This window comes from Methylobacterium brachythecii (genome assembly GCF_014196345.1).
GTDB classification, from domain to species: Bacteria; Pseudomonadota; Alphaproteobacteria; order Rhizobiales; family Beijerinckiaceae; genus Methylobacterium; species Methylobacterium brachythecii.
Genome location: NZ_JACIDN010000007.1, coordinates 47,491 through 74,007 on the forward strand (window position 1 = coordinate 47,491; position 26,517 = coordinate 74,007).

The following is a 26,517-nucleotide window of genomic DNA, read 5'->3' on the forward strand; positions in this document are numbered from 1 at the left end:
CGTCGGCGGGGAAGGTCAGGCGGCGGGTCGCCGCGGAACGCGGGGGTCAGCTGAGTCCTCGACCGCGCTCACCTCTGCCTCTCGGCAGGCGCGCAGGATCTGCTCGGCGTAGTGGCGAGCGCCGTAGACGGGGAGCACGAGCTCGCCGTGCGGGGCAGTGATCGCAAGGCGGACATTGCCGGTATCGGCCGCGACGACGGCGATGCTGGAGTTGATGCGGACCGAGCCGCCGGACAGCTCGACCTTCATGCCGGGATCTCCGCGATGCGATCGAGCGCGACGGAGAGCGCGCCAGCGGGACCTCCCGCAGCAGTACGGGTCAGGGCGGCGCGGAGGTCGTCGGCGGCACACCCGCTCTGAAGCGCGAGGGATGCGGCGATGGCGCTGTCGCGAGCCAGCACGTCGGCCTGCGAGTCGAGCTTCCCGCCGTTCAGGAAGACTTCGGCGAGGCGGCCGTCAGCGAACCGAGAGAAGCCAGCGGTGTAGTCGATGTTGTCGTGCTGGAACTCGATTGTGATCGAGGCGCGACGGTTGATGAGGCGCTCGCGGCCGATCATGGGCGCCCCCAGGTTTCGGGTTCGCACTCGGGCTCGGACCCGGCTCCAGGCGCAGGGCGTCGCGGGGTGCGGGCATCGTGCCGATCGGCTTCGACGCCATGCTCAAGTGCCCGCCCGGCGTGATGGTCGCCGCGCTCGTAGTGGTGCAGCGAGCGGAGCTGATGCACCCACTCCATGAAGCGGTGCCAGTGCCATGCGATGGACTGCATCAAGCGTTGGCCCTCCGGTTCCAGTCGGCGGCGAGCTGCTCGTCGAGGGCTTGGCGCTTCGCAAGGATGGCCGCCCGACGCTCATCGCGGGCATGGTCGTCGAGCCACGGTGCCGGGTTCGGCATGCCGGCGGCGACGAAGCCGAGACCGTAGGCGCACAGGATTGGGCCGAACCAGTCGAAGGACGGGCGCGACTCACCGGACAGCCATTTCTCGACGGTGCGAACGGGGGCATTAAGCTGCTCAGCTACGCACTGTGCGGTTTTTACCGGATGAATGCGACGCCACTCGTCTACCCAGAGTTGGGGATCAATTACCCAACCTTGGGTATCTTCTAACCCAGACTTTCGCATGTCTTTCCCCGATGATGTGATCATCGGGGAAGCGCCAGGCAGATAGCCTCGCGAAGATAAGGAGACGGCGCTCATGTCAGGCGGACCCGAGAGAAATGAACGGGGACGCGATACGCAGAACGAGAGCGCGACCGTCGATTGCTGGCAGGCTGGAGCGGACGCGCGGGAAAGAGATCGAGCCAAAGCTCGGAAGCGCCTGGCAGCGCTGATCCGAGAGGGCATCGTTTGGTACGGATCCCCCGGAAAGGACCGGAGCCCGAAGGCCCCGGTCAGTCCAAGGGAGGAAACGCCCACGAGGGGCCTGGGTAGCGCTCATCGGAAGAGGCCTCCGGCGAGCACGAACGCGAACGCCGGGACAGCGGCGAGCATCACGAGAAACAACAGGATGTGCGCCAGGTCGGCGTTCGACATGTGGTCGTCGTTGCCGGCGGCGGGCGCGGGTTGATTGAGTTTGAGCGGGGCCAGCTTCATCGGCCGATCTCCCGCGACAGGGTGATCAGCTCACCGCGACGAGCTTTGTCTTGAGCAATGCCTACGACCAGCACGACCGTGCCGGCCCAGAGGACTACGCCAATCGCCATCACGCCACGGAATGGGGACGACTGATAGGAGGAGCGCATCATGCCGCTCCTACGAACAGTGAGGTTTTAGACAGTTCGTGCGAGCCAACTAGCGACTGAAGCGCTACCGTCAGGCGGGGGAATAAGGAAATGCAGGAGCGGCTATGTCCGGCCTCACCGACGACATCACGGGAGATGTTCCCTGCCCGCAATGCGGTGCAGAAATCAGGAAGACCCTGACTGATCTCCGAAGGGAGCTTCAAATCACATGTCGGACGTGCGGAACGTCGTTCACGATCGATATCGCAGCTTGGTCTGCTGACGCCATCGATGATCCTGACCAATACGCGGAGATGGTCCGATCTCTGCGGCGATCTCGTGCAGACCTCCACTAGTCGGCAGAGATCGGCGTAGTTTTGGATAGTTCCCGGATTGGCGGCGGGAGCGATCATGCGGTCGCTCCCGTGCTCTTAGGATGGGCTAAGATGCCATGAGCGGTCTCAAAGCCCGCTACCTTCGGGCTGCTAATCGGATCGATAGAACGAGAAATGAACGATACCGACAGCGCGCGCCTCGACGCGATCGAAACACTGCTGGGCCTAATGCTGAGGCGAGGACCAAAAGAAGATGCCGTCGCAATCATCGGCGACCTTCGCGTGACGATCGCTGGCGCAAAGCGGAACCGACAACTCCGGAAGCAAGCAGTTCCAGCCCTTGAGCACTTGGAGCACGTCCTTGCCGAGTGGTCCGATGTACCTGCCCCTTGAGAGCGAAAGCATTGAATGCAGCTTTTGCCCCGACCTATTCGGGGCTCGATTCCAATGAAGTCGCGGCTATGATCGCTGACCCAAGCAACGAGGTCGGTGATGGACGAGCAAACCCACACCTTCGCAGTCGAGACGTCGGCGCAGATCGAAGTCTTGCACAGTGCAATGGTAGCGCTGATGGCAGAGGCGCTGCGCCGATTGGATCCGGAAGATCGCGAGGATGTCCTCGTGCGATTCGTCTCTACGGTCTCGGATGTTCCGCCTGGGGCGCCGTCACCATCGGCAACGCGCTTTCTGGAAAGCGTCGTCGAAGCGATCCCTCGACATGCCAACAGGTTCGCGGACGAGGTCCGAACGGCGCTGGAATAGGCGAAAGCGCTCATGCCGAAGCCCTCGCGGGTTCGGCTGTGACAGCGAGCGCTGCTGATGGATACAGATCGGGGCGAAGATCATGGCGTGAAACGCCGCTTGCGCGCTCCACCTCAAGAACCCGGAGCGGAGGGCAGACCTGCCACTGGCTGATCGCCTGCGAAGATATGCCGATCGCGACTCCTAAGGCCTTCGGGCCTCCGGCCGCTTCGATCGCGCGTTCAAGGGGTGTCTGTCCCATAGGTAAGCAAGGTAAGTTGCTCTTACCCATGCGTCAAGCGACATGGTAAGCAATTCTTCCGTAGCGGCTAGAAAGGCCAGCTTACATGTTGCGCCTATGTCCAAGGCCTTCGGCGCCGTTCTCAGACAGGCGCGCAATCTTAAAGACCTGTCCCAGAAGGAGGTCGCTGATCATTTCGGAATTCAGCGGCCGGCGGTCGGGCAGTGGGAAGCCGGGTCGACCTTTCCGGGCACGGAGAAGCTCGGCCAGTTAGGTGACATGCTCGGGATCGATATGGACGCCGCCCTTAAAGGGCGCCTCGTAATGATCGAGCATCGGGAAGCAGGAAATGGGCCGGCCGAAGGTGAGATCGGTGCGGAAGCCGCGTCAGTTGAAGCGATCGAAGCGCGCGCGCCAATCGACGTTTCGCGATTTATGGGGCCACGCGACATTCCTATTTTTGGAACTAGCGAAGGCGGCGATGGCGAGGGCGACTTCAGCTTGAACCGTAATGCCATCGACTATGCACCAAGACCACCTGGCATTGCCCGGCGGACCGGCGTCTATGCGCTTTATGTGCGTGGAGACAGCGTCTCGCCCGCCTATGAAGACGGCGCGCGAATATACGTTGATTCGAACCGTGCGCCCCGTCCGCGCGACTATGTCGTGATCGAACTGAAAGCCGATGATGATCAACCTGGAAAAGGATACATCAAACGCCTAGTTCGCTCATCGGCGAAGTTATTAGTAGTTGAGCAATTTAACCCGGCAAAAGAAATAGAGTTCGAGCAACGGTCAATAAGACTTATGCATCGCGTCATTCCTTGGGATGAGCTTTTGGGCCTCTAAACTTCACCCCTCCAGATCTTGATGCTGCGAGGCTTGTCTCGTTCTCCATCCATATCATGCACCGTCTGCCATGCATCTGGCGCAAACGCCATCGTGACAGCCGCCTCTTCCTCGTCGTCGTAGACGACAAGAGAGCCGTTAGGCAAAACTAATGCGGCGCTGCCATCGAGGTAGATCTCGCCGTCCACCGACATTGATGTCTTCACGCACCAAAGCTTTTTCACTCGCATGGGGATGTAGCCTCGTATCGGCGCGCCAAGTTCGTTGGGCGATTAAGGGCCGCGCGCGGGCTGGTCGTCTGCGACTCGGGGCTTGTGTCGATTGCAGTGGCGGCGCTCGCGAAATGAGCCGGATCGCGACCGGCGTGCCGAGCCAACTCAAGCAGCCTCAGCTCATCACTCGCGGCGTACTCCAGTATAGCTTGGTTGAAGCCGGGATCGGTCGCCGCTTGACGGATCAATGATGCCGACAGCCCGGTTGCCTCAAAGAACTGGATTAATCGCTCGACGTCTCCAGCCAGAAAACTCAGGACTTCTGCGACTAACACCTCTGCATCTGTAAATGCCTTACTCATGATCGGCTCCTCCGTAGCTGAGGAATGATGCTGACGTTTTTGCCACTCGCGCCGCGTTCCTTACAAAGGCGACAAAAGAGCCGACTTCCTAGGTCTGGAACCGTTCGGATGCCTTTGCCAATGGCAACCGAAATCTGATCACCCGTCCAGCGGCGACCGCACCCGCAGTCGTCACAGACGATTTGCAGCGAGCGAATTCCGGCGAGCTCATTTCTGTCCTGTGCTGCTCCCACCCCAAGGGACATCGGCTGCCTCGTGTTCGTGGTTTGTTCTCAAATAGCTGCCCGAGCGCGCTGCCTGAGTCGAGTCTCATTCTGCCGCGCTGTGGATAAATCAGGAAAGCTGAACTTACCTTTCTGCTTGCTCTGTTAGGAAAGTTGTGCTTACCTGTGACTGTTGCTTTCCTGGCGGAGCTTTCCAGTGTCCCTCTCTCCCGACCAAGCCATCGCCTTCGCCGGCCTCGCCGGCATCATGCTCTGCTGCTCGGTCTACGAGACCCTGCGTCGGATCGGCCGCTCCTACTTCGGGGAGCTCTGATCCATGTTCGAGCGCCCCCTCACCGTCACAGAACTGGTGAACGCCCAGATCTACGAGCAGGACCGCAAGGCCAGCCGCGGCCGCGTCGGCCGTCAGAACGGGGCCGCCAAGCGTCAGCGCCTCACCGGGACGCAAGCCTGCTTTCTGCCGATCGCCGAGCGTGACGTGCTCGCCATGCGCCTTCGGGCACTGGTAGCGCAGTCGCCTCTCGACCTGAACGCGGATCGGGCGCTCCGGCTGATCGTAGGGGCCGAACCTTCCTATCGCTTGCCGGGGTGCGCGGCTCTTCTGCTCACGCACCGTGACGCTGTTCTGCTGGGCAACGTGATGCGTCGGATGGGCGGCGAGCTTCCGAGTCTCGCCCGCATCGACGCCATCGCCTGCCGTGATGAGCGGAAGGCTTCGTGATGCCCTTCGAGATCATCAAATCCCCTGATAGCCGCAACATCTTGTTGGACGGCGCCCAGGCTGCAGAGGCCGTCTACGACCCGCACTACCGGGCTTGGACCATCGAAGCCGACCGTGCGCGCTACCCGGCGCCGGCAGACCTGCCGGGCGTGTTCCGAGGCTGCCACAGCCATGAGGTGAAGGCGTTCGGGGATGTCTTCCGGTTCTTCGGTGTCCCGCTGCCGGGCGTCGCCGAGGCCGAGCAATCCCTCATCGAGATCGGGCGCGACCGCGTGCTTGAGGTCTTCGATCGTCTTGAGAGGGATGCCGCCTGATGCGCACCCACGTCTTCAAGATGTCCCTCTCGGTCACCATTGGCGAAGGCGCATCGAGCTCCCTGACTGTGCTCCTCAGCTACCGGGTTCGCTTCGGCGACGAGGTCGAGATCCTGACCGCTCGGGTATTGGGTGAAGACGCACCGATCTGGCTTCTGCGCCGGATCGAGAATGACCGGACGCTGATCCGCAAGCTCCTGGCCCACGCTGCCGAGGACGTAGCGTTCGATCGCCGTCGCGCCGAGCCCGTCGAGATCCGGAGAGCGGCATGAACGGCACCGCCCTCGCCCTCGCCAGCTTCGTCTTCGCCGGTCTTTCGGTCGGCGCGATGATCGCCGTACCCCTGCTCATTCGTTCAAGCGACCAGCGCGAGCGCCGCCGCGGAGGCTGGCATGGCTAAGGCTGCTGTCTACCTCCCGAAGCCGGTCGAGTTCGGCCGCAGCCAGAACGACAGCGTCTGGATCCAATTCGAGACCGCAGCTGGTCAGCGCTGCTCACTCACATGGCCTGGAGACATCAAGGAGGCTGCGAGCTTTGCTCAGGCGGTCAACGCGATTCCCGGGCTTGTCGAGGCTCTGAAGGCCATCCGGTCCGATGTCCGAGACCCCGACACTGACACGGCGATTTCCGGCGCGTCTGGCGAGAAGCTGGATGAGGCTCTGGCGGCCGTGGGGGTGCGCCCATGAGCCGGACGAACTTCTCCAAAGCCACGAAGCGCGCCGCCCTCGCCCGGTCTGGCGGATGCTGTGAGGGCAACCTCGAGACCGGCATGCGTTGCGATGCCCCGATCGGCAGCGGGCGTCCTGTCGAATTCGACCACGTCCTTCAGGACTGGATGGGCGGCGACGCGACCCTGGGGAACTGCGAGGCGCTCTGCCCGCCCTGCCACAAGGCCAAGACGGCCGCGGATGCCGCCCGCCGCGCGAAGGCCAAGCGCCAGTTCGACCACCACAACGGCATCAAGGATCCACACCGGCGGAAGCTCCAGGGTCGAGGTTTCGACAAGGCGCCCAAGCAGCACCCGACCCGAGCGCCGGCCAAGTGGTTCGGCCCAGGGATGGAGCGCCGCCCGTGAGTGCCGAGCAACCCGTCCGGCACGTCTCAGCAGCCGCGGCAGATCTTCGCCACACGAGATGCCTTGGACGGTTTAACGCCACTGTCGAAGGAGATCGGGAGAGAAGCCGTGATCTCGTCTTCGGCATCGCCTGGAATGCTGCTCGGCAGTTCCGGCACCGGGCTCGCGGCGCGAACGGCCTCCAGCGCGATCGCGTCGAGGTCCGGCTTCCCGGAGCTCCGTTCAACGACCGGGTTCGTCACGCGGCCAATACGGTCGATCGTCATCTTGACGATCGCCGTGTGGTGCCCCTTCGGCATCTCGTCCGGCTTCCTGGCGTCCACGAAGGGTCGGATGTGCTTCGACACCCTCGCCGGCCAAGGGATTTCGTCCGCCGAGACTGGGGAGAGGCTGCCAAAGACCAGCGCGCTCGCGGCAACCAGCCCGGCAATGCGCGTCATGTCGGCTCTCCTGCGATTCCCTTCGGGTCAGCCTATCCGGCAGGTAAGCACCGCGCCATTGGCGGCGCGGTGAGGCTTGCCTGCGCGATCCTGGCCTCGCTCCCGTCGCTCCCATCCCATCCTGAGGCCAAGGGTCCGGCATGGGGCGGCACGATCGACGGCCTCACTGAATCTGGCCGCGCTCGTCTCCAAGAGGCCAACAACGCAGTCCGTGTAGGCGGGCGGGGTGGTGGGGAATGAAGGCGCGGAAATCGGCCCCCGCACGGTTCCCGCCGCACGGCGCATGGCCCGGAATCATGCGCGCCGATCTGGCGGCTGCTTTCTTCGATTGCCGCGACACGACGGAATTGACCCGCCGCATCACGGCTGGAGACGCGCCGGCGCCCACTGCCATGCGCGGCACCGGCAGCACGCGAGAACCAATCTGGGCCCTCGAAGCCTGCCGTCAGTTCATCACTCGACGCCACGACATCGCCGAGCGAGAATCCTCCGTCGAGAGCGTGGCGGATCTGATTTGATGCCGAAGCCGGTCCGCCTTCCCCTGCCGCGATACGTTCGAAGGAAGTGGCTCGCTGGCTCGAAAGCCTGGGGGCACTTCTTCGAGGTTCCGACCTGGGCGAAGAAAGCCGGCTGCAAGATCGGGAACGAAGCGCTGGGCATCGACCCTGATGCCGCCCGCCATCGAGCGGAGACAGTACTGCTCAAGCAGTTCGACTCTTGGCGCACGGCGGGACGCTCAGACCTCGTCCCGGATCGCGTCGCCGTCGGTAGTTTCGACTGGATGGTGAAGACCTTCAAGGCCTCGAAGTACTACACCAAGGTCAGCGTCAGCCAGCGCAAGAACCATGACAATGGGCTCGGGCTCGTTGCAGATCATGCGCTCAAGGATGGCCGCCGATTTGGCGTGCTATCGGTGAAGTCCGTCGAGACCGACGTCGTCGACAAGCTGTTCGACAAGCTGGTCTTCGTGCGGGAGCCGGTTCTAGATGCGAAGAAGAAGCCCGTGCTCGATGCGGCCGGGAAACCCGTGACCGTGGAGCGCGAGCGGCGCACGACCGTCAATCACGCGATGAAGTCGTGCCGGCGTGCATGGAACGTGGTTCAGCGCGCGAATCCGTCGATCGTGCCTCCAATGAACCCGTTCAGCAGGATGGGTCTGAAAGACGCCTCGCGCCCAACGCCTACAGGCGAGTACGGCCACCTTCTGGCGTTCGTAGCGGCTTGCGACAAGGCAGGCGTCGCATCGCTGGGTACAGCCGCGATGATTGCCTGGGAGTGGCTCCAAAGGTCGGAGCACATCTTCGGCGTTCTAAGCGCGGAGCACTACCGTCCTCGCGAGCGGCCGGACGAGGTGCTGATCATGCACCCGAAGACCGGAGAGGAAGTCTGGATTCCGCTTCTCGACCGCGGCGAGCCTCTGTTCCCCGAACTGGTGGCGCGGTTGGATGAAGTGAAGCGCAGTCGGATCGGCGGCCTGCTGATCGTGCGCGACTGGACGGATCGAGGCGCCGGGCTGCCACTGCCGTGGATCACCGAGAATGGCGATCTCACCTACATGCGCCAGACCACCAAGGAGGTGATCGCTTCTGCGGGGCTCCCCTCCGACCTGTCCTTTAGGTCCTGGCGGCATGGCGGAATGACGGAGCTTGGGGACGCCGACCTGACCGACTCGCAAATCCGAGCGATCAGCCGACACAAAGACGTCCGCACCCTGCCTCGCTACGTGAAAAAGACGCAGCGGCAGATCGTGGCCGGGACTCGGAAACGCCGGGCGGAGCGAACGGAACGAGGAGGTTTGTCGGAATGAGCCGACGCATTCTTGTCGGAATGCGTGATCTGGATAGGAGCTAACACCATGAAAAATATGGCGACCCCGGAAGGGCTCGAACCTTCGACCTGCCGCTTAGAAGGCGGCTGCTCTATCCAGCTGAGCTACGGAGTCAGACATGCCCGAGGGGCAGAAGCCATGCCGCAGAGCCTCGGTCAACCCTCTGAGCGGTCGGTCTTGCGGACGATATCGCCTAGCTCATTTGGGTCGGATGCGCGCTCGCAGCGTCTGGGTCCGACAGAGCCAACACGATTTCTTTCACTCGGGACGTGGCTGACGTCCGGGCCATCCGAAGCTCATGCGTGGAACGGGAAAAGCGTTCGCGTCCGCACCGACAGGATTGCGCCGCTTGGTGAAGACCGTGCGACGCGCCGATGACCAGTCACGCGATCTCCGGATCGCGGCCGGCCGCCTCGATCACTTCCAGCGTCCGCAGGATCGCGAGACCGACCACGTCGGCATCCGCTTCGCCCTCCGGCAAGGCCGGCAGGATCGCGACGGCCTCGACTTCGTTGCCCGTCGTCGGGCCGACCACGACCTTGAGCGCGGGGCCGGTCCGGTCGTCCTCATCCTGGATGAGCGCGACCGTGTAGCCCGCAGCTTGCCCGAAGATGCGGAGCGCACGGTGCTCAGGCGCCGCCGGCGGCGGCGGGGCGTCGGGCTTCGGGCGTGCACCGAAGGTCGGTCGGATCACGTTGCTCATGACGCCTTATAACGGCGCCCACCGGTGATGGCAGCCGGTCTCCGGCAGGTTCGGGCTTACTTTCATGTCCCGGGCCGACGCGATGCGTCGGAGGCATGCCGTCGACGTGGCGAAGCACGAGCTCGGCGAGCGTGGGCCCGTCGGGTGGACCGATGGAGCGCCGGACCTGAACAGACACCTGATCAGGAATACGCCCTATGCCACCTGTGGTATGCCGGCATGAACAACCCGCAAGGCCTCAATCGCGCAGTCCCATCACCGTGAAGGCCGTCCTGAGTTCCTCGGACATCGGAATGTCGAGGCGCTCCCCGTTCGGGAGACGCTTGATGAACCATTTCTCGTAGGTCCATCGCAACTCGCGCGAGTCGGCCAGGCGCTCGAAGGTGCCGGTGACGAGCGCCGCCAATGCCGGATCGTCCTTGCGGAACATGATCGCGTAGGGTTCGAAGGAGATCTTTTCGGGCAGGACCGTGTAGCTCGCTCCGTCTGCCCCGGCAGCAGCCTTGAGCCCGTAGAGCAGCACGTCGTCGGTCGCGAAGGCGTCGGCGCGGCTGTCCTTGACCATGGCGAAGGAGTCCGCGTGATCCTTGCCGATCAGGATCTCGGCCTGGATCTTGGACCTCGCGAGGATGTTGCGCAAAGCCGCCTCGTTGGTGGTGCCCGCCGTGACGACGACCTTCTTGCCACCGAGGTCGCGGTAGGACGCGATGCCGGAATCGCGTTTCACCAGCAGCTTGGTCGCGCTGATGAACGTAACCGGCGAAAAGCCCACGCTCTTGCGCCGCTCCGCGTTGGTGGTGGTGGATCCGCATTCGAGGTCCACCTTGCCCGACGTCACCGCCGGGATGCGCGACTCCGAGGTGACCGGCTCGTAGCGGATCTTGAGCCCTTCGCGGCCGCTCGCCTTGCCGATGTCGTCAACGATCTCCTGGCAGATGTCGACGGCGTAGCCGATCGGATGCTCGCTTTGCCCGACTTTCTCCTGGAAGGAGAACGGCACCGAGCTGGCGCGGACGCCGACCACGACCTCGCCGGTCTCGGCAGCCTTCTTGATGGTGCCGGTAAGAACCTCCACGGCCCGGCTCGGCGTCGCGGCCGCGACCATCAGAAGGGCGGCAACCCCGCCCGCGATCCAGGGCGAAGCGCGTCTTTCGGCGACCGTCATGGCGCAGCTCCCGACCTTACCCACTACTCTGCCGGCGACGGCACGGGCGACGCGTCGCGATCGAGGCTTTGATCGGTCGTCGTGAGCTGGCCCTCCCACTTGGCGACGGCCACGGTGGCCACGCTATTGCCGAGGACGTTGGTCGCCGAGCGGCCCATGTCCAGGAACTGGTCGATGCCGATGATCAGTAGCAGGCCGGCCTCTGGGATGTTGAACTGCGACAGCGTCGCCGAGATCACCACGAGCGAGGCGCGCGGCACGCCGGCCATGCCCTTCGAGGTCACCATCAGCAGGAACAGCATCGTGAGCTGCTGCCCCCAGCTCAGGGGAATGTTGTAGGCCTGCGCGATGAACATCACCGCGAAGGTGCAGTACATCATCGAGCCGTCGAGGTTGAACGAGTAGCCCATCGGCAGCACGAACGAGGTGATGCGATTGGGCACGCCGAATTTTTCGAGGTTCGACAAGGTCTTCGGATAGGCGGCCTCGCTCGATGCCGTCGAGAAGGCAAGAACGAACGGCTCCTTGATCAGGTTCAAGAGGCGCATCAGGCTGGGGCCGCCGAGGAGCAGGAAGCCGGCGAGGGCCAGCGCGCACCAGAGCACACCGAGGCTCAGGTAGAACTCCACCAGGAATTTGCCGTAGGTCACGAGCACGCCGATGCCCTGCGTGGTGATCGTCGCGGCGATGGCGGCGAAGACGGCGACCGGCGCGAACATCATCACGTAGCCGGTGACCTTGAGCATCACCTCGGCGAGCTGCTCGACGCCCTCGGCCAGGGCGTGCCCCTTCTCGCCGATGGCAGCGAGGCCGACGCCGAAGAAGATCGAGAAGACCACGATCTGCAGGATCTCGTTATTCGCCATCGCTTCGACGGCGCTCTTCGGCACCAGGTGCGTCACGAATTCCTTCAGGGATAGCGAGGCCGCCTTCAGGCCGGTGCCGGCGCCCACGTCGGGGAGCGGCAGGTTCAGGTTGTGGCCGGGCTGGAGCAGGTTGACGAGGATCAGTCCCAGCATCAGCGAGCAGAACGAGGCGCCGACGAACCAAAGAAGAGCCTTGCCGCCGACACGGCCGACGGAAGCCGTATCGCCCATATGGGCAATGCCGACGACGAGGGTCGAAAACACCAGCGGTGCGATGATCATTTTGATCAGGCGCAGAAAGACGTCACTGATCAGCGCAATATAACCTGAGATCTCCTTGGCGGTCTGTGGATCCGGCCAAGTGATACTGCAAAGGTAGCCGACGGCTATGCCGAGCAGCATGCCGATGAAGATCATCGTCGTCAGCCGGCTGCCGCTCATGATTGCTCCTTAGCGCGTCAGGTTGTTTTTTATTACAGGCCGATTTGAAGCACGAAATAAGCCAAGCGCAAGTGGCAGATCACGAAATCTCCATAAATCGACGTGTGGAGATCGGATCACGGGTTCGTGAGCATTGTCGTGGGACATCGCTCTCTCGTGTCGCAGAGTCCCGGCGGGGCGCCTCCTGCGGCATTGTGCGCAAAAGGACACACACGCCGGGCTCGTGCACTTAATCCTGCCAGTGATGCCGAAATGGACTTGTGCTGCCGCCTCAACAGCGATGGAATTCATTTCGGGTCGCATGAACAGTCGTTGCTCACGAATAGAACATCGGAGCACAAGAACTGAGCATTGACCTTCGAGATGCGTCGAACGCGAGAGCGGTTGCCGCGTCGGGGGCACTGGACGTTTCGATGATGGATCCGAACGGACCCGAGACGTCACATCCTCAGAACAAATAAGATTACGTCGTGTGGCTCATCGTGTTCGATCGATGGGCCACAGGAATGGGGCTGGGGGTTTTTGGGATGTACGGAATTCGATCGGCGCTGCTTTGTGGAGCTGCGACCTTCGCTGCAATTGGAGCGGCCAACGCAGCGGATCTGCCTGTAAAGAAAGCTACTCCGATCGAATACGTCCGCGTCTGCGGCGCGTATGGAGCGGGTTTCTTCTACATCCCGGGCACCGATACGTGCCTTCGTATCTCGGGCCGGGCACGGTTCGAGGCCGGCACCATCCCCAATCCCGACCGCAGCCGGGGCTCGGGTGACGCATCCCAGTTCCGCGGGCTCCTGCGCATCTCGCTCGATGCGCGGACACAGACCGATTACGGCACGCTGCGCGCCTTCGTTCGCGAGGAGATGGCGAGCCGTACGGGGACGCTGCTATCGTCTGCGACGCAGCTCCGCATCGCGAACTCGTTCTTCGCCACCGGCCAGGATGGTTACAGCCGCGTACAGAACTTCGCCGTAACGGAGAAGGCCTTCATTCAGTTCGCCGGCCTCACAGCGGGCCGCGCCTCCTCGTTCTTCGACTTCTATGCCCACGACTACGAGCTGATCGGCACCACCGGCGGCTCCGACATCGCCTCCACCAACCTGCTCGCCTACACCAAGGCCTTCGAAGGCGGCTTCTCGGCCACCATCTCGATGGAAGACCCGGCTTTCCGCCGGCAACCGGTCTACTCGCCCACCTTCTCCACGACGGGGGCCACCGTCGGCGCCTCGACTTTCTTGGGGATCGGATCGAACGCGCCTGCGCCGATCATTCTGACCATGAACGGCTTCGCCGCGACGAGCGTCGCCTATCTGGATGCCGTCCAGCGCAGCCGCCTTCCCGATTTCGTCGGCGTGATGCGCTACGATGCTCCCTGGGGCTCGGCACAGCTCTCGGGCGCTTTGCACGAAACCAATGTCGGCGGCTTCCTGTCCACGGCCGGATCTGGCGCCGTGTTGGCGCCGGGAGCCGCAGCGGCTCAGGCGCTCCTGGCCGCGCGCGGCGTGACCTCCGGCGCGCAGACCGCGGACGGCTGGGCCGTCCAGGGTGGCGTGAAGGTGAACCTGCCGATGATCGCACCGGGCGACGGTTTCTACCTGCAGGGTGCCTACGCCGAAGGCGCCATGAGCTACACCGGCTACACCTACCTGACTGGCAGTTATTCCACGAACCTGACGCCCGTCCAGGGCGCTTCGTTCAACCAGTACGTACCCGACGCAGTCGTCAATCCGATCACTGGTAAGCTCGACTTGACGAAGGCTTTCACCGTCTCAGCTGCGTACCTGCACTATTGGACGCCGCAATGGCGCTCGGCCTTCTTCGGCAGCTACGGCCAAGTCAATTTCAACAAGGGCACGCGCCTGGCCTACAGCCTGCTCGGCACCAACTTCGCGACTGGCGCCCCGCCGAGCGCCTTCACCAACCCAGCGGCCTTCGCCGTCAGCCCGGTCCTCAGGGATAACGGCCAGGTCACTGCCGGCGCGAGCATCATCTGGTCGCCGGTCAAGGATCTCGATATCGGCGTCGAGGGCACGTATATCGGCACCAGCGTTCTCGAAGGCCGGGTTGCCGATGCGACGAGGCCTGGCAACGATGCCAACGGCGTGCCGATCCATACGGTCAAGCGCTACGACGCGACCCAGATCCGCATGCGCGTGCAGCGCGACTTTTAGAGTCGGCACGCCCTTTGCGCAGGTCCGGATGACAAGTCCGGCCTGCGCGCACACAATGCTCGCACATTTCCGGTTGCCGGCCCCTGTAGGGCCGGACGTGGAGCCGGATGTTTTCGCGAGAAGGATGCGGAATGCGCCTCGGACACCTGTTTTTGTTGACGTCTTTCGCTGCGATGACGTTTGCGGCGCCCGCACGCTCCGAGGAGCTCACGGGCACGCTTAAGAAGATCAAGGATTCCGGAGCGATCACGATCGGCTACCGCGATTCGTCCGTGCCCTTCTCCTATCTCGACGGCGACCAGAAGCCGGTGGGCTACGCCTACGAGATCTGCCGGAAGGTGGCGGATGCGGTGAAGACCCATCTCAAGCTCGACAAGCTGGAGGTGAAGCTCAACCCGGTCACCTCGGCGACGCGCATCCCTCTGATCGCCAACGGCACGATCGACCTCGAATGCGGCTCGACCACCAACAATGCCGATCGCCAGAAGCAGGCGAGCTTCACCAACACCCACTTCCTGACTGCGACCCGCTACGTCGCCAAGAAGGACAAGAAGCTCGACAAGATCGAGGATCTGAAGGGCCGCACTGTAGTCTCCACCTCGGGCACCACCAACATCAAGATGATCAACGAGGCCAACACCGCCCGTTCGCTCGGTCTCACCATCCTGCCGGCGAAGGATCACGCCGAGGCCTTCCTGATGGTCGAGACCGGCCGCGCCGATGCCTTCGTGATGGACGACGTGCTGCTCGCCTCGCTGGCCGCGAGCTCCAAGACGCCCGACGCCTACGCGATCTCCAGCGAGGCGCTCTCCAAGCCCGAGCCCTACGGCATCATGCTCCGCAAGGACGATGCGCCGTTCAAGGCCGTGGTCGATGCCGCCACCAGCGCGCTCTACAAGAGCCCCGAGGGCAAGGCGCTCTACGACAAGTGGTTCACGCAGCCGATCCCGCCGCGCGGCATCAATCTCAAGCTCCCGATGAGCGAGGCCATGGTGAAGCAGTTCGCCTCGCCGAGCGACAGCGCCGATCCGGCCGCGTACTGACCGCGCATCGATGAACTACAACTGGAACTGGAGCATCTTCTTCGAGGCATCGCCCGAAGGAGTCGGCACCTACGCGGACATGCTCCTGTCCGGTCTCGTCTGGACGATCGCGACCGCCCTCTCTTCCTGGGCGATCGCCTTCTGCCTCGGCTCGGTGATCGGCGTGATGCGCACGCTGCCGTCGAAGGCGGCGCAGGCCGTCGGCACGGCCTATGTCGAGCTGTTCCGCAACATCCCGCTGCTCGTCCAGATGTTCCTCTGGTACTTCGTCGTGCCGGAGCTTCTTCCCGAGAAGCTCGGCACGGCGATCAAGCAATTGCCGAACGCGCCGTTCTACACGGCGCTCGTCTGCCTCGGCCTGTTCACCGCCGCCCGCGTCGCCGAGCAGGTCCGGGCCGGAATCCTGGCCCTTCCACGGGGACAGAGGATGGCAGCGACGGCGCTCGGGCTGACGGTCGCCCAGAGCTACCGGCACGTGCTGCTGCCGAACGCCTATCGCATCATCCTGCCGCCGCTGACCTCCGAGTTCCTGAACAACCTCAAAAACACCTCCGTCGGCTTGACGATCGGTCTGCTCGAGCTGACGGCGCGGGCCCGCGCCATGCAGGAATTCTCGTTCCAGGTCTTCGAGGCCTTCACCGCGGCGACGGTCCTCTACATTGTGATCAATCTCGTGGTGATCGTGCTGGCGACCTGGCTCGAACGCTCCGTCGCGGTGCCGGGGACGCGCTGATGTTCTCGAATTTCGACATCGGGGTCATCGCATCCTCCCTCCCCTACCTATTCGGGCAGGGCATGGTCTTCACCGTCACGCTGACCGCATTGGCGGCGACGATGGGCGTAGCCTTCGGCACGCTGATCGCCATGATGCGGCTGTCCGGCATCCCGGGCGTGACGCATCTCGCCAAGGGCTATGTCGAGCTGATGCGCTCGCTGCCGCTCGTGCTGGTGATCTTCTGGTTCTACTTCCTGGTGCCGTATATCGGCGCGTGGCTGACCCGCTCGCCGACCCCGATCCAGGTTGGCGCCTTCTCCTCCGCCCTGATCACCTTCACGCTGTTCGAGGCGGCGTTCTTCTCCGAGATCATGCGCGCGGGCATCCAGTCGATCCCGAAGGGGCAGACCGCGGCGGCCCAGGCGCTCGGCATGACCTATTGGCAGAGCATGGCGACGGTGATCCTGCCGCAGGCCTTCCGCAACATGATGCCCCTGCTGCTGACCCAGACCATCGTGCTCTTCCAGGACACCTCGCTGGTCTACGTGCTGTCGCTGACCGATTTCCTCGGCGCGGCCTCCAAGGTGGCGCAGCGCGACGGGAGGCTGGTCGAAATGTATCTGTTCGCGGCCGTCGTCTATTTCGCGGTTTGCTTCACCGCGTCCTTCCTCGTGCGGCGACTTCACAGCCGCGTGGCGATCATTCGATGAGAGCATGGTCGAGCGAAATGTCCGCCGGTTCGCGTGACAACAATGCGGCAAAGGATTTCGGCCGATGACCTCGACACCGATGCCGGCTCCAGGCGGCACAGAGCCCGTCGCGGCGGCTGCCGAGGCGCCCGGAGACGAGGGTCTGCAGAAGGGACCGCTGGTCACCCCGCCGCCTGCCACCGCGACGGGCGTGCCGATGATCGCCATCGACGGGATCAGCAAGTGGTACGGCAGCTTCCAGGTGCTGACGAACTGCACGACGCAGGTCGAGAAGGGCGAGGTCGTCGTGGTCTGCGGTCCGTCCGGCTCGGGCAAGTCTACGCTCATCAAATGCGTGAATGCGCTGGAGCCGTTTCAGACCGGCCAGATCACGGTCGACGGCACGAAGGTCAAGGATAAGGGCACCAACCTGCCGAAGCTGCGCTCGCGCGTCGGCATGGTCTTCCAGCATTTCGAGCTGTTTCCGCATCTGTCGATCATCGCCAACCTCACCCTGGCGCAGCGCAAGGTGCTCGGACGTGGCGCGGACGATGCGGGCAAGCGCGGCCGGGACCTCCTGGCGCGCGTTGGCCTCTCCGCGCATGCGGACAAGTTTCCGGGCCAGCTCTCCGGCGGCCAGCAGCAGCGCGTGGCGATCGCCCGGGCACTCGCCATGAACCCCGTCGTCATGCTGTTCGACGAGCCGACCTCGGCCCTCGATCCGGAAATGGTCGGCGAAGTGCTCGACGTGATGGTCGAGCTCGCCCGCGACGGCATGACCATGATGGTCGTGACCCACGAGATGGGCTTCGCCCGCAAGGTCGCCGACCGGGTGATCTTCATGGACAAGGGCGAGATCGTCGAGGACGCGAAGAAGGACGACTTCTTCGGCAAGCCGCGCAGCGAGCGTGCCCAGCACTTCCTCTCGAAGATCCTACAGCATTAGCCTCGGCACCGCTCGTGCAGACGGGGAGTAATCCCGGACGATCCAAGGCGAGACGGCCGCCGACTTCGGCAGCGCAGCCGCGATCGAACCGGGACGTCGTGAAGGAAATCGCCTGATGTCGGCTCAGACTGCCTCGCCCGCCCTGCATCCGGTGCCCCCCGCGAAGGCGGCCGTGCCGCTCTACAAATCGCTGTTCTTCCAGGTCGTGGTCGCGCTGGTGCTCGGCGTCGTGATCGGCATGACGCTGCCCGATTTCGCGATCGGGCTGAAGGTGCTCAGCGATGCCTTCCTCAAGCTGATCTCGATGATCGTCGCGCCGATCGTGTTCTGCGTCGTCGTGCATGGCATCGCCGGCGCGGGTGATCTCAAGAAGGTCGGGCGCGTCGGGGTGAAGGCGCTGATCTACTTCGAGGCCATGACCACGGTGGCGCTCGCGCTCGGTCTCGTCATCGCCTACCTCGTCGGCCCCGGCCACGGCATGAACATCGACACCGCGACGCTCGATGGCAAAGCCATGGGCAACTTCGCGGACAACGCCCACAAGCTCCAGGGCGGCGGCCTGTCGGCATTCCTGCTCAACATCATCCCGACCACCTCGTTCGACGCCTTGGCGCGCAACGACGTGCTGCAGGTGCTGTTCTTCGCGGTGCTGTTCGGCGTCAGCCTTTCGCTCTACGGCGGCGAGAAGGGGCGCCAAGTCTCCAGCCTGATCGACGCGATCGCAGGCGTCCTGTTCAAGGCGATGGGCCTGATCGTGCGCGTGGCGCCCCTCGGCGTGCTCGGTGCCGTCGCCTATACGGTCGGCAAATACGGTGTCGGCTCGCTGAAGCAGCTGCTCTCGCTCGTCGTGCTCTACTACGTCACGGTGGCGATCTTCGTGCTCGTGATCCTCGGCGCGGTCATGCGGCTCGCCGGGATCAATCTCCTGAAGTTCCTGGCCTATTTCCGCGAGGAACTGACCATCGTTCTCGGCACCGCCTCGTCGGATGCGGTGCTCCCCCAAATCATGGCCAAGCTCAGGTATCTGGGCATCAAGCCGTCGACGGTCGGCCTCGTGGTTCCCACCGGCTATTCCTTCAATCTCGACGCCTTCTCGATCTATCTGACGCTGGCCGTGGTGTTCATCGCCCAGGCGACCGGGACGCCGCTCTCCTTCGGCGATCTCCTGATCGTGCTCGGCGTTTCGCTGGTCACCTCGAAGGGCGCGCATGGCGTGCCGGGTTCGGCAATCGTGATCCTCGCCGCGACGCTGAACGCGGTGCCGACGATCCCCGCCATCGGCCTCGTGCTGGTGCTCTCGGTCGACTGGTTCATCGGTATGGCCCGCGCCGTGGGCAACCTCATCGGCAATTGCGTCGCCACGGTCGTGGTCGCGGCCTGGGAGGGCGATCTCGACAAGGCGCGCGCCAAGACCGTACTCGACAGCCCGCCACCGGACATGGCCACCATCGTCGCGGCCGAACCGCAGGCCTAATCCCGGCGCGTCGAGATCGCGTCAGGACACCCTGACGAACCAGGGCGCCTCGAAGACATGCTCCTCGAGGTTCACGCCCGGCCCATCCCTGTCGACGATCAGGTAGCTCTGCTGCCGCTCGATGGGGGCCAGGACGCCGTGCCAGACGTTGGCCCGATAGTTCACGCCCTGCCCCCATATTGCGATGAAGGCTTCGGGCCTGCCCGGGCGTCCACCCTCGTCGGGGCACACCACCACGAGGAGGCCGCCGTCATCGAGCGGCATGAAGACCTGCGATCCCAGCGGATGGCGCTCGACCATCGCGATTTCGACGAGCCCCGAGACCGGCTTCGACACGGCGATGCTGACGATCACCCGGGCATCGCTGCCCGACACCTGTGCCTCGGCCAGGGCATGGTAGCGCAGCGCCCGGTCGCCGTTCATGGGCTTCGGCGGATCGCCACCGATGTCCAGGACGTCACCGAACGGCGCGAAGGCCTCGCGGGTCAGCGGCCGTGCCGTCAGGGTTTTCGACTCGGCCGGCGCCATCACACGCCGACCCTGCCGAAGCCGACATGGCGGTTGACGTCCTTGTAGAGAAGGTACCGGAACCGCCCCGGGCCGCCCGCGTAGCAGGCCTGGGGGCAGAAGGCGCGCAGCCACATGAAGTCGCCGGCCGCGACCTCGATCCAGTCGCGGTTCAGCCGGTAGACCGCCTTCCCCTCGAGCACGAAGAGCCCGTGCTCCATCACGTGCGTTTCCTCGAACGGGATCACGCCACCCGGCTGAAAGGTGACGATGTTGACGTGCATGTCATGGCGCAGATCGGCCGGTTCGACGAACCGCGTCGTTGCCCAACGGCCTTCCGTGCCCGGCATCGCGATCGGCTCGACGGCCGCGTCCGAGGTGAAGAACGGCTCGGGCCGCTCCAAGCCGTCGACGGCGACGTAGGGCTTCCTGATCCAGTGGTAGCGCGCAGGTGCGGTGCCGCTGTTCCGGAGGGTCCAGTCTGTCCCAGCCGGCAGATAGGCGTAGCCGCCCGTCTCCAGCCGATGCGTGGTACCGGCGAGCGAGAGGGTCAGCTCGCCCTCCACGACGAAGAGCACGCTCTGGATGCCGGCATGTGTGTCGGGCCGGTCGCTGCCGCCGCCGGGCTCGGTCTCCATCAGATATTGGGAGAAGGTCTCCGAGAAGCCGCTCATCGGCCGTGCCAGAATCCAGGCACGGGTTCTGTCCCAGAACGGCAGAAAGCTCGTGACGATGTCCGTCATCACGCCCTTGGGGATGAAGGCATAGGCATCGGTGAAGACGGCCCGGCCGGTATGCAGCGCGGACTGCTCCGGCAGGCCGCCGGCTGCCCCGTGATAGGGACTGCTCGTCATCGAACGACGGCTCCGTTCCAGGGTGAGGTGCCAAGCCTCACTCGTTTAGGGGCGAAAGGTCGACGCATGAGGGACTGATCTCGGCGGATACGATCCGGGTCTGCGTAGCCCGAACGTGCGAAACGCGTAAGCGGGCCGGCCCGCTTTTGGCCGATCCTCGCCCCCAAAGTTCGCGACTTCCGGATCGAATCAGAGCGTAGGCGAGTGTCCGATCTGGTGCGGATCACGCTGTTCTCGTCGGGTTTTGCAGCCGAACGATGATGGAAACCGCCGCGCCGAATGAGCGCTTGCACAGTTTCCGACTGCGGATCGGCCTCCTTCGTACGAATGCTTAGCGGAAACACCCGATCGAGCGCACGGTCGTGCAAGGCCGCGCTCAATCTCCGAAACGGTGCTCGCGAAGGTCGGCACTACTCGCAGCCGCTCCGCGACTCGAAGCCGTCAGAACGATCCAACTATCTGTTCGGAAAGAGAGTTCTGGTGCTGCGAGGGGGGATCGAACCCACGACCTCCTCATTACCAATGAGGTGCTCTACCACTGAGCTACCGCAGCATGCTGGGACGAGCGAAACGGCTCCGTCCGGCAGGTGGCGGCTCTAACGGATCGGATCGGGCTTGGCAACGGCCTCTGCGGCAGGTTTGCATCCATCCGTTGACGCAATCCGAACCCGTGGCTATAGAGCCGGCTCTGCCTCCGGACGCGCTTCGCGGACCGGCTGCGTCGCTTTTGCCTGATCACACCTGACGCGTCGACCGGATGCTCGCCTGTCACCAGGCCGCGGCGGTGTCGCCCATAGAGACGAGGATGCCCCATGGCCAACACCGTGTCGGCCAAGAAAATGACCCGCAAGATCGCCAAGCGCACGGCGATCAACCGCTCGCGCCGCTCGCGTATGCGCACCTTCGTCCGCAAGGTCGAGGAAGCCATCGCCTCCGGTGACCAGACGCAGGCTGCCGCCGCGCTCCGCGCTGCCGAGCCCGAGTTGATGAAGGCTGCCCAGAACGGCATCGTTCATAAGAACAATGCCTCGCGGAAGGTCTCGCGCCTCGCTGCCCGCGTGAAGGCGCTGGCTGCCTGATCCGCCGCACCCGGCATCGCTGACGAAAAGAGCCCGGCCCTCGCGCCGGGCTTTTTCGTGCGTGCGATCCGAGTGAGCATACTCGGATCGTGACGGCGGTCCGGTCGAACGCGGATACCGCCCTGAAAGCCTACCCTGATCTGTGACGCCGGATCGGACGCGTCTGGTGGCCGCTGCGAGGGGGCATGACTTGGACTCGGCAGCCTTTTCGAATGTCCTGAAGCGCAAGTTTCGCCGTTCGCCCGCCGCCCGAGTCGCCAACCGCTTGACCTCTGGTTTTCCCCGAGGGCCCAGGAGTTGTGCACAGATTCGTAGGACTTGTCCCAGCGGACCTCTTGCAACGCCGCTCAAGCACTCCGTTCAGACCGCGTTAACGCTAATCTGAATCGATTCAGTTGCGCTGAATGCACCGGACCCTGTAGCTTAACAAAACCTTGCTACGGCCGATCAGGTCCGAAGTGTCAACGGCTTGCGCCCGAGTCGTCCCCAAGATCCGCACCTCTGCTTCGACTCCAAAAGGCTGCATGAAGTGCCTGCCGGGGGCGCAGAAGCTATCCCCGCACTTCCCGGTGTTAGGAGAACGATAGAGGATTGTTGATAGACCGGTTCTGCCGGTCGCTGGTCCTGTTCGAGGGCTTGACACGGCAAGTGGATCAGGAGGCCTCGCGACTCGCTGAGGTCTCCTTCAAGTAGCGTGAGCGTACGTGTCCCCGGCGGGCTCCGCCGCCCCGGATGCGAGGAGAGTCAGGTTATGCAGCTCGACGGCAGCAGGACGGACGGCAACGGCGACGGGAACGGCAGGGGCGGCAACGGCGCCGGCGACGTTCAGGCTGCCTGGACGCGCGTGAAGCGGCGGCTGCGGGCCGAGCTCGGCGAAGACGTATTCGCGAGCTGGTTCGCCCGTCTGGAACTCGAGGACGTAGTCGGCGGCGTCGCGCGCCTGAGCGTTCCGACGCGCTTCCTCAAGAGCTGGATCGAGTCGCATTACATCGACCGAGTGCTCAACACCTTCAAATCCGAGCTCGACGACGTCGTGCGCCTCGACGTCGGCGTGCGCGGACCGTCTTCGACGCCGCGCCCGGCCGTCACTGCCGCCAAGCCGGCCGTCCCTGCCAGCCCACTCGCACATTACCCCGCCAATAGACCGTCGGCCCCATTTCAGGGTGCTGCCGCCGGAGCGCCGTCCGATGCCGGGGCCGCCCGTGCGGCGACCGGCGACGCCTCCGGGGGCGACCTCAGCAGCGCGCCGCTCGACCCGCGCCTGACCTTCGCGAGCTTCGTGGTTGGCCGCTCCAACGCCCTGGCGCATGCAGCCGGCGAGCGGGTCTCGCGCCATGACGGGGAAGGCGCCCTCTACAATCCGCTCTACGTCCATGCCGGCGTCGGCCTCGGCAAGACCCATCTGTTGCACGGCATCGGCCACGCCGCCCGTGAAGCCGGCCGCCGGGTGATCTACCTCACCGCCGACCGCTTCATGTACGGCTTCGTCAACGCCCTGAAGACGCAGAACGCACTGGCCTTCAAGGAGCGCCTGCGGACCATCGACCTGCTCATCCTCGACGACGTGCAGTTCATCCAGGGCAAGTCGATCCAGGCCGAGTTCGGTCACACGCTCAACGCCCTGATCGATGCGGGCAAGCAGGTCGTGGTCGCCTCCGACCGGCCGCCGACCGAGCTGGAAGCCCTGGACGAGCGCGTCCGCTCGCGCCTCGCCGGCGGCCTCGTCGTTGAGATCGGCTCGCTCGACGAAGGCCTGCGTGCCTCTATCCTGCAGGCTCGCCTCGCCGCGGTTCGCGTCACCCATCCGGGCTTCGACGTCGCCCCCGCCGTCGCCGCCTACGTTGCGAAGGCGATCACCGCCAACGGCCGCGATCTGGAAGGCGCGGTGAACCGCCTGCTCGCACATTCCACCCTCACCGGCGCCCCGGTGACGGTGGAGACGGCAGAAGCCGCGATCCGCGATCTCGTCAAGAACCGCGAGCCCAAGCGGATCAAGATCGAGGACATCCAGAAGCTCGTCGCCAGCCGCTACAACGTCTCGCGCTCCGACATCCTCTCCGAGCGCCGCACCGCCGCCGTGGTGAAGCCGCGCCAGATCGCGATGTACCTCTCGAAGGTACTGACCCTGCGCTCGCTGCCGGAGATCGGCCGGCGCTTCGGCGGTCGCGACCACACCACGGTGCTCCACGCCGTGCGCAAGATCGAGAAGCTGATCGGCGACGATCCGGTGCTCGGCGACGAGGTCGAGCTGCTGAAGCGGATGCTTCAGGACTAGCTGCGGCCGAGCCCTTCATCGTTCGAGATCATGATCAGGCGCAGCGCACCACGCTGCGCCTGATGCGCATCCGCGCCAATACACGCGGGAAGGCGGGCTCGTCTCTCTTGCCTTGAGCGTGCGGCTTCGCCAAGTTCGCAGCCCCGAGACTGCGTCTGCGGTGGCGGCTGGCGTTCTTCCGAAGTTCAGAGTTTGTTGCGATGAGAGTCACTGTCGAGCGCGCGGCCCTCCTTCGGTCGCTCGGCCACGTGCACCGCGTCGTCGAGCGGCGCAACACGATCCCGATCCTGTCCAACGTGCTGCTGCGCGGCTCGGCCGAAGGCCTGCAGCTCAAGGCCACCGACCTCGATATCGAGGTGACCGAGACGATCGCCGCCGACGTCGCCACGGCCGGCGCGACGACGGTGCCGGCGCACGTGATCTACGACATCGTCCGCAAGCTGCCCGACGGCTCCCAGGTCTCGCTTGAGACCAGCGAGGAGACCGGGCAGATGACGATCCGCTCGGGCCGCTCGCGCTTTGCTCTCGGCGCCCTGCCCGAGGCCGACTTCCCCGATCTCGCCGCGGGCGAGCTGCCGCATTCCTTCTCGATCGCCTCGCTCGACCTCAAGCGCCTGATCGACAAGACGCAATTCGCGATCTCCACCGAGGAGACCCGCTACTATCTCAACGGCATCTACCTGCACACGATCGAGGTCGATGGCGCCCTCAAGCTCCGCGCCGTGGCGACCGACGGCCACCGCCTCGCTCGCGTCGAGATGGATGCCCCCGAGGGCAGCCGCGGCATGCCGGGCATCATCGTGCCCCGCAAGGCGGTGGCCGAGATCCAGAAGCTCGTCGACGATGGCGGCGACGGCGTCTCCATCGAGATCTCGCCGGCCAAGATCCGACTCTCCTTCGAGAGCGGAGTCATCCTGATCTCGAAGCTGATCGACGGCACCTTCCCCGACTACCAGCGCGTGATCCCGACCGGGAACGACAAGCGCCTCACTGTCCAGCGCGACGAGTTCGCGCGTGCGGTCGACCGCGTCTCGACGATCTCGTCCGAGCGCGGCCGCGCCGTGAAGCTCGCCATGACGGATGGGCGCCTCGCCCTCTCGGTGAACAACCCGGATTCCGGCTCGGCCACGGAAGAACTCGACGTCGACTACGAGGCGGCCGGGCTCGATATCGGCTTCAACGCTCGCTACCTGCTGGACATCACCGGCCAACTCGAGGGCGACACCGCCCTGTTCCGACTCGCCGATCCGGGCTCTCCCACGGTGATCCAGGACCGCGAGGGCGCGCCCGCCCTCTACGTGCTGATGCCGATGCGCGTCTGAGCCGGGCTATCCAGGGCACGCCCGACATCCTACATCGCGGGGCATGGATACGATGCCGGGCGGGGGCGCTCGCCCCACCCGCCTGATCGCTCGCGATTTCCGCAATCACACCGAACTCGACCTGTCGATCGGCCGCCGTTTCGTGGCGCTCGTCGGCGAGAATGGCGCGGGCAAGACCAACCTGCTCGAAGCCCTCTCGCTGTTCTCGCCCGGCCGCGGATTGCGGCGGGCGGACCTCTCCGGCATGGCGCGGAGCGGCGGCCCGGGCGGCTTCGCGGTGTCCTTGACGCTGGGCGAGCGCGAGGACGGCTATCGCCTCGGCACCGGCTGCGAGCCGCCGGGCTTCGACGGCCGTGCCAGCCGCCTTTGCCGCATCGACGGAGCCGGGGTCGGCTCACCAGTGGCCTTCGCCGAATTCCTGCGCATCGTCTGGCTGACGCCGGATCTCGACGGCCTGTTTCGCGGCCCGGCGGCCGACCGCCGCCGCTTTCTCGACCGACTCGTCCTCGCCGTGGACGCAACCCATGGCGGCCGAGTCAGCGCGATGGAGCGCGCCTTGCGCTCGCGCAACCGGCTGCTGGAGGAGCGCCCGGACGATGGGCGCTGGCTCGACGCGGTCGAGCGCGAGGTGGCCGAACTCGGCGTCGCCGTCGCGCTGGCCCGCCGCGAGACGGTCGAGCGCCTCGATCGGCTGATCGGCGAGAGCCGCGACGATGCCCAGCCCTTCCCATGGGCGGCCGTGCGCCTGGAGGGCGAACTCGATGACCTCGTCGCCGTCTGGTCGGCGCTGGAGGCCGAGGACCGCTTCCGCTCGGCGCTCCGCCAGGGCCGCAATCGTGATCGCGCCGCTGGGCGCACCCTGATCGGGGCGCAGAGTACGGATCTCGTCGTCCGCCACGGCCCCAAGGACGTGCCGGCGGCGACCGCCTCCACCGGCGAGCAGAAGGCGCTTTTGATCGGGCTGGTGCTCGCTCATGCCCGGCTCGTCCAGGCGATGAGCGGCCTCGCCCCGCTTATCCTGCTCGACGAGGTTGCCGCCCATCTCGATCCACGCCGCCGCGCCGGTCTCTACGACGCGCTCGATGCGCTCTCGGGGCAGGTCTGGATGACGGGGGCCGATCCGGCGCTGTTCTCGGAGCTGGGCGAGCGCGCCGACATCGTCAGGGTCGCCGATGGGCGGATCGTGCCGCCGGAAGGAGCCTGAGCGCCG

At 64.8% G+C, this 26,517-nt stretch carries 36 protein-coding genes and 2 tRNA genes; 21 read left to right on the forward strand and 17 right to left on the reverse strand.

Translation table 11 applies throughout. The features are described 5' to 3' along the window. Window positions 1–15: 15 nt before the first annotated feature. The 6 genes from GGR33_RS18340 to GGR33_RS18365 form a co-directional block, all read right to left on the reverse strand. Window positions 16–249, reverse strand: coding sequence for a hypothetical protein (locus tag GGR33_RS18340; protein WP_183507887.1), 234 nt, complete (start codon window positions 247–249; stop codon window positions 16–18). Continuing rightward, entirely contained in the window at window positions 246–557 is a 312-nt protein-coding gene (locus GGR33_RS18345) for a TSCPD domain-containing protein (RefSeq protein WP_210302085.1), read from the reverse strand. Before GGR33_RS18345 ends, GGR33_RS18340 begins: the two co-directional genes overlap by 4 nt. Next, the gene (locus GGR33_RS18350) at window positions 554–766 is read right to left on the reverse strand and encodes a hypothetical protein (protein ID WP_183507888.1); all 213 of its coding nucleotides are present in this window, start codon (window positions 764–766) and stop codon (window positions 554–556) included. The genes GGR33_RS18345 and GGR33_RS18350 overlap by 4 nt, the downstream gene beginning before the upstream one ends. Beyond that, window positions 766–1,194, reverse strand: coding sequence for a hypothetical protein (locus tag GGR33_RS18355; RefSeq protein WP_246413259.1), 429 nt, complete (start codon window positions 1,192–1,194; stop codon window positions 766–768). The genes GGR33_RS18350 and GGR33_RS18355 overlap by 1 nt, the downstream gene beginning before the upstream one ends. 237 nt (window positions 1,195–1,431) lie before the next feature. Further along, window positions 1,432–1,590: a hypothetical protein gene (locus GGR33_RS18360; protein WP_183507890.1), complete on the reverse strand. Its 159-nt coding sequence runs from the start codon at window positions 1,588–1,590 to the stop codon at window positions 1,432–1,434. Further along, window positions 1,587–1,742 carry a hypothetical protein gene (locus GGR33_RS18365; RefSeq protein ID WP_183507894.1) on the reverse strand — a complete coding sequence of 52 codons (156 nt, stop codon included), beginning with the start codon at window positions 1,740–1,742 and terminating at the stop codon, window positions 1,587–1,589. The genes GGR33_RS18360 and GGR33_RS18365 overlap by 4 nt, the downstream gene beginning before the upstream one ends. Window positions 1,743–2,227: 485 nt before the next feature. Here GGR33_RS18365 and GGR33_RS25745 point away from each other — a divergent pair, with 485 nt between their 5' ends. Both GGR33_RS25745 and GGR33_RS18370 read left to right on the forward strand, forming a co-directional pair. Next, window positions 2,228–2,446, forward strand: coding sequence for a hypothetical protein (locus tag GGR33_RS25745; RefSeq protein WP_210302086.1), 219 nt, complete (start codon window positions 2,228–2,230; stop codon window positions 2,444–2,446). A gap of 99 nt (window positions 2,447–2,545) precedes the next feature. Further along, window positions 2,546–2,815 (forward strand): hypothetical protein, encoded by a 270-nt coding sequence (locus tag GGR33_RS18370; RefSeq protein ID WP_183507897.1) that lies wholly within the window; start codon window positions 2,546–2,548, stop codon window positions 2,813–2,815. A 10-nt stretch (window positions 2,816–2,825) separates the two neighbouring features. On the opposite strand, the gene GGR33_RS18375 is transcribed toward GGR33_RS18370, so the two are convergent. Further along, on the reverse strand, window positions 2,826–3,086 hold the full coding sequence (locus tag GGR33_RS18375) for a transcriptional regulator (protein WP_343068570.1): 261 nt from the start codon (window positions 3,084–3,086) through the stop codon (window positions 2,826–2,828). 66 nt (window positions 3,087–3,152) lie between these two features. Here GGR33_RS18375 and GGR33_RS18380 point away from each other — a divergent pair, with 66 nt between their 5' ends. Then, window positions 3,153–3,884, forward strand: a complete 732-nt coding sequence (locus tag GGR33_RS18380) for an XRE family transcriptional regulator (protein ID WP_183507902.1) — start codon at window positions 3,153–3,155, stop codon at window positions 3,882–3,884. Here the strand turns inward: GGR33_RS18380 and GGR33_RS18385 are convergent. Then, entirely contained in the window at window positions 3,881–4,114 is a 234-nt protein-coding gene (locus GGR33_RS18385; protein WP_183507904.1) for a hypothetical protein, read from the reverse strand. The two genes, GGR33_RS18380 and GGR33_RS18385, sit on opposite strands and share 4 nt — an antisense overlap. Further along, window positions 4,105–4,458 (reverse strand): DUF3572 family protein, encoded by a 354-nt coding sequence (locus tag GGR33_RS18390; RefSeq protein ID WP_183507906.1) that lies wholly within the window; start codon window positions 4,456–4,458, stop codon window positions 4,105–4,107. Before GGR33_RS18390 ends, GGR33_RS18385 begins: the two co-directional genes overlap by 10 nt. A 540-nt stretch (window positions 4,459–4,998) precedes the next feature. Here GGR33_RS18390 and GGR33_RS18395 point away from each other — a divergent pair. The 6 genes from GGR33_RS18395 to GGR33_RS18415 are packed head-to-tail and all read left to right on the forward strand — an operon-like array spanning window position 4,999 to window position 6,792. Further along, complete coding sequence (locus tag GGR33_RS18395) at window positions 4,999–5,403, forward strand: hypothetical protein (protein ID WP_183507908.1); 405 nt, start codon at window positions 4,999–5,001, stop codon at window positions 5,401–5,403. Then, window positions 5,403–5,717: a hypothetical protein gene (locus tag GGR33_RS18400; RefSeq protein ID WP_183507910.1), complete on the forward strand. Its 315-nt coding sequence runs from the start codon at window positions 5,403–5,405 to the stop codon at window positions 5,715–5,717. The genes GGR33_RS18395 and GGR33_RS18400 overlap by 1 nt, the downstream gene beginning before the upstream one ends. Next, the gene (locus GGR33_RS18405) at window positions 5,717–5,989 is read left to right on the forward strand and encodes a hypothetical protein (protein WP_183507912.1); all 273 of its coding nucleotides are present in this window, start codon (window positions 5,717–5,719) and stop codon (window positions 5,987–5,989) included. Before GGR33_RS18400 ends, GGR33_RS18405 begins: the two co-directional genes overlap by 1 nt. Then, window positions 5,986–6,117 carry a hypothetical protein gene (locus tag GGR33_RS26290; protein ID WP_281381186.1) on the forward strand — a complete coding sequence of 44 codons (132 nt, stop codon included), beginning with the start codon at window positions 5,986–5,988 and terminating at the stop codon, window positions 6,115–6,117. Before GGR33_RS18405 ends, GGR33_RS26290 begins: the two co-directional genes overlap by 4 nt. Beyond that, a complete protein-coding gene (locus GGR33_RS18410) occupies window positions 6,110–6,403 on the forward strand; it encodes a hypothetical protein (protein ID WP_183507914.1) in 294 nt (97 codons plus the stop codon). Before GGR33_RS26290 ends, GGR33_RS18410 begins: the two co-directional genes overlap by 8 nt. Continuing rightward, window positions 6,400–6,792 carry an HNH endonuclease gene (locus GGR33_RS18415; RefSeq protein ID WP_183507916.1) on the forward strand — a complete coding sequence of 131 codons (393 nt, stop codon included), beginning with the start codon at window positions 6,400–6,402 and terminating at the stop codon, window positions 6,790–6,792. The genes GGR33_RS18410 and GGR33_RS18415 overlap by 4 nt, the downstream gene beginning before the upstream one ends. 26 nt (window positions 6,793–6,818) lie before the next feature. Here GGR33_RS18415 and GGR33_RS18420 read toward each other — a convergent pair whose 3' ends face one another. After that, complete coding sequence (locus GGR33_RS18420) at window positions 6,819–7,232, reverse strand: energy transducer TonB family protein (protein ID WP_183507917.1); 414 nt, start codon at window positions 7,230–7,232, stop codon at window positions 6,819–6,821. Between the two features lie 296 nt (window positions 7,233–7,528). Here GGR33_RS18420 and GGR33_RS18425 point away from each other — a divergent pair, with 296 nt between their 5' ends. Both GGR33_RS18425 and GGR33_RS18430 read left to right on the forward strand, forming a co-directional pair. Then, complete coding sequence (locus tag GGR33_RS18425) at window positions 7,529–7,750, forward strand: hypothetical protein (protein WP_183507919.1); 222 nt, start codon at window positions 7,529–7,531, stop codon at window positions 7,748–7,750. 263 nt (window positions 7,751–8,013) lie between these two features. After that, on the forward strand, window positions 8,014–9,039 hold the full coding sequence (locus tag GGR33_RS18430) for a site-specific integrase (protein ID WP_183507921.1): 1,026 nt from the start codon (window positions 8,014–8,016) through the stop codon (window positions 9,037–9,039). A gap of 58 nt (window positions 9,040–9,097) precedes the next feature. Here the strand turns inward: GGR33_RS18430 and GGR33_RS18435 are convergent. From GGR33_RS18435 to GGR33_RS18450, 4 genes are all read right to left on the reverse strand, one after another. Further along, a tRNA-Arg gene (locus tag GGR33_RS18435) sits at window positions 9,098–9,174 on the reverse strand. A 268-nt stretch (window positions 9,175–9,442) separates the two neighbouring features. After that, window positions 9,443–9,763, reverse strand: a complete 321-nt coding sequence (locus GGR33_RS18440) for a hypothetical protein (RefSeq protein ID WP_183507923.1) — start codon at window positions 9,761–9,763, stop codon at window positions 9,443–9,445. 238 nt (window positions 9,764–10,001) lie between these two features. Then, a complete protein-coding gene (locus GGR33_RS18445) occupies window positions 10,002–10,928 on the reverse strand; it encodes an amino acid ABC transporter substrate-binding protein (RefSeq protein ID WP_183507925.1) in 927 nt (308 codons plus the stop codon). Window positions 10,929–10,951: 23 nt separating this feature from the next. Further along, window positions 10,952–12,235 carry a dicarboxylate/amino acid:cation symporter gene (locus tag GGR33_RS18450; protein WP_183507926.1) on the reverse strand — a complete coding sequence of 428 codons (1,284 nt, stop codon included), beginning with the start codon at window positions 12,233–12,235 and terminating at the stop codon, window positions 10,952–10,954. Window positions 12,236–12,762: 527 nt separating this feature from the next. Here GGR33_RS18450 and GGR33_RS18455 point away from each other — a divergent pair. The 6 genes from GGR33_RS18455 (at window position 12,763) to GGR33_RS18480 (ending at window position 19,270) form a co-directional block, all read left to right on the forward strand. Next, window positions 12,763–14,403 (forward strand): porin, encoded by a 1,641-nt coding sequence (locus GGR33_RS18455; protein ID WP_183507928.1) that lies wholly within the window; start codon window positions 12,763–12,765, stop codon window positions 14,401–14,403. Window positions 14,404–14,576: 173 nt separating this feature from the next. Then, complete coding sequence (locus GGR33_RS18460) at window positions 14,577–15,446, forward strand: amino acid ABC transporter substrate-binding protein (RefSeq protein ID WP_246413279.1); 870 nt, start codon at window positions 14,577–14,579, stop codon at window positions 15,444–15,446. A 10-nt stretch (window positions 15,447–15,456) separates the two neighbouring features. Further along, entirely contained in the window at window positions 15,457–16,179 is a 723-nt protein-coding gene (locus GGR33_RS18465) for an amino acid ABC transporter permease (RefSeq protein ID WP_183507932.1), read from the forward strand. Further along, window positions 16,179–16,871, forward strand: coding sequence for an amino acid ABC transporter permease (locus GGR33_RS18470; protein ID WP_183507933.1), 693 nt, complete (start codon window positions 16,179–16,181; stop codon window positions 16,869–16,871). The genes GGR33_RS18465 and GGR33_RS18470 overlap by 1 nt, the downstream gene beginning before the upstream one ends. Window positions 16,872–17,067: 196 nt before the next feature. Continuing rightward, the gene (locus tag GGR33_RS18475) at window positions 17,068–17,796 is read left to right on the forward strand and encodes an amino acid ABC transporter ATP-binding protein (RefSeq protein WP_183508355.1); all 729 of its coding nucleotides are present in this window, start codon (window positions 17,068–17,070) and stop codon (window positions 17,794–17,796) included. 115 nt (window positions 17,797–17,911) lie between these two features. After that, window positions 17,912–19,270, forward strand: coding sequence for a dicarboxylate/amino acid:cation symporter (locus GGR33_RS18480; protein ID WP_183507935.1), 1,359 nt, complete (start codon window positions 17,912–17,914; stop codon window positions 19,268–19,270). A 21-nt stretch (window positions 19,271–19,291) separates the two neighbouring features. Here GGR33_RS18480 and GGR33_RS18485 read toward each other — a convergent pair whose 3' ends face one another. The 3 genes from GGR33_RS18485 to GGR33_RS18495 form a co-directional block, all read right to left on the reverse strand. After that, window positions 19,292–19,798 carry an ureidoglycolate lyase gene (locus GGR33_RS18485; protein WP_183507937.1) on the reverse strand — a complete coding sequence of 169 codons (507 nt, stop codon included), beginning with the start codon at window positions 19,796–19,798 and terminating at the stop codon, window positions 19,292–19,294. After that, window positions 19,798–20,631: a bifunctional allantoicase/(S)-ureidoglycine aminohydrolase gene (locus GGR33_RS18490; protein WP_183507939.1), complete on the reverse strand. Its 834-nt coding sequence runs from the start codon at window positions 20,629–20,631 to the stop codon at window positions 19,798–19,800. Before GGR33_RS18490 ends, GGR33_RS18485 begins: the two co-directional genes overlap by 1 nt. A gap of 478 nt (window positions 20,632–21,109) precedes the next feature. Next, window positions 21,110–21,184: transfer RNA gene (locus GGR33_RS18495), tRNA-Thr, on the reverse strand. 259 nt (window positions 21,185–21,443) lie between these two features. On the opposite strand from GGR33_RS18495, the gene rpsT reads away from it, so the two are divergent. From rpsT to recF, 4 genes are all read left to right on the forward strand, one after another. Next, window positions 21,444–21,710 (forward strand): 30S ribosomal protein S20, encoded by a 267-nt coding sequence (gene rpsT, locus GGR33_RS18500; protein WP_147046803.1) that lies wholly within the window; start codon window positions 21,444–21,446, stop codon window positions 21,708–21,710. Between the two features lie 751 nt (window positions 21,711–22,461). Next, on the forward strand, window positions 22,462–23,985 hold the full coding sequence (gene dnaA / locus GGR33_RS18505) for a chromosomal replication initiator protein DnaA (RefSeq protein ID WP_183507941.1): 1,524 nt from the start codon (window positions 22,462–22,464) through the stop codon (window positions 23,983–23,985). A 200-nt stretch (window positions 23,986–24,185) separates the two neighbouring features. Beyond that, window positions 24,186–25,307 carry a DNA polymerase III subunit beta gene (gene dnaN / locus GGR33_RS18510; RefSeq protein ID WP_183507943.1) on the forward strand — a complete coding sequence of 374 codons (1,122 nt, stop codon included), beginning with the start codon at window positions 24,186–24,188 and terminating at the stop codon, window positions 25,305–25,307. 43 nt (window positions 25,308–25,350) lie between these two features. Further along, window positions 25,351–26,511: a DNA replication/repair protein RecF gene (recF, locus tag GGR33_RS18515; protein ID WP_183507944.1), complete on the forward strand. Its 1,161-nt coding sequence runs from the start codon at window positions 25,351–25,353 to the stop codon at window positions 26,509–26,511. The last annotated feature ends 6 nt before the right edge of the window (window positions 26,512–26,517 follow it).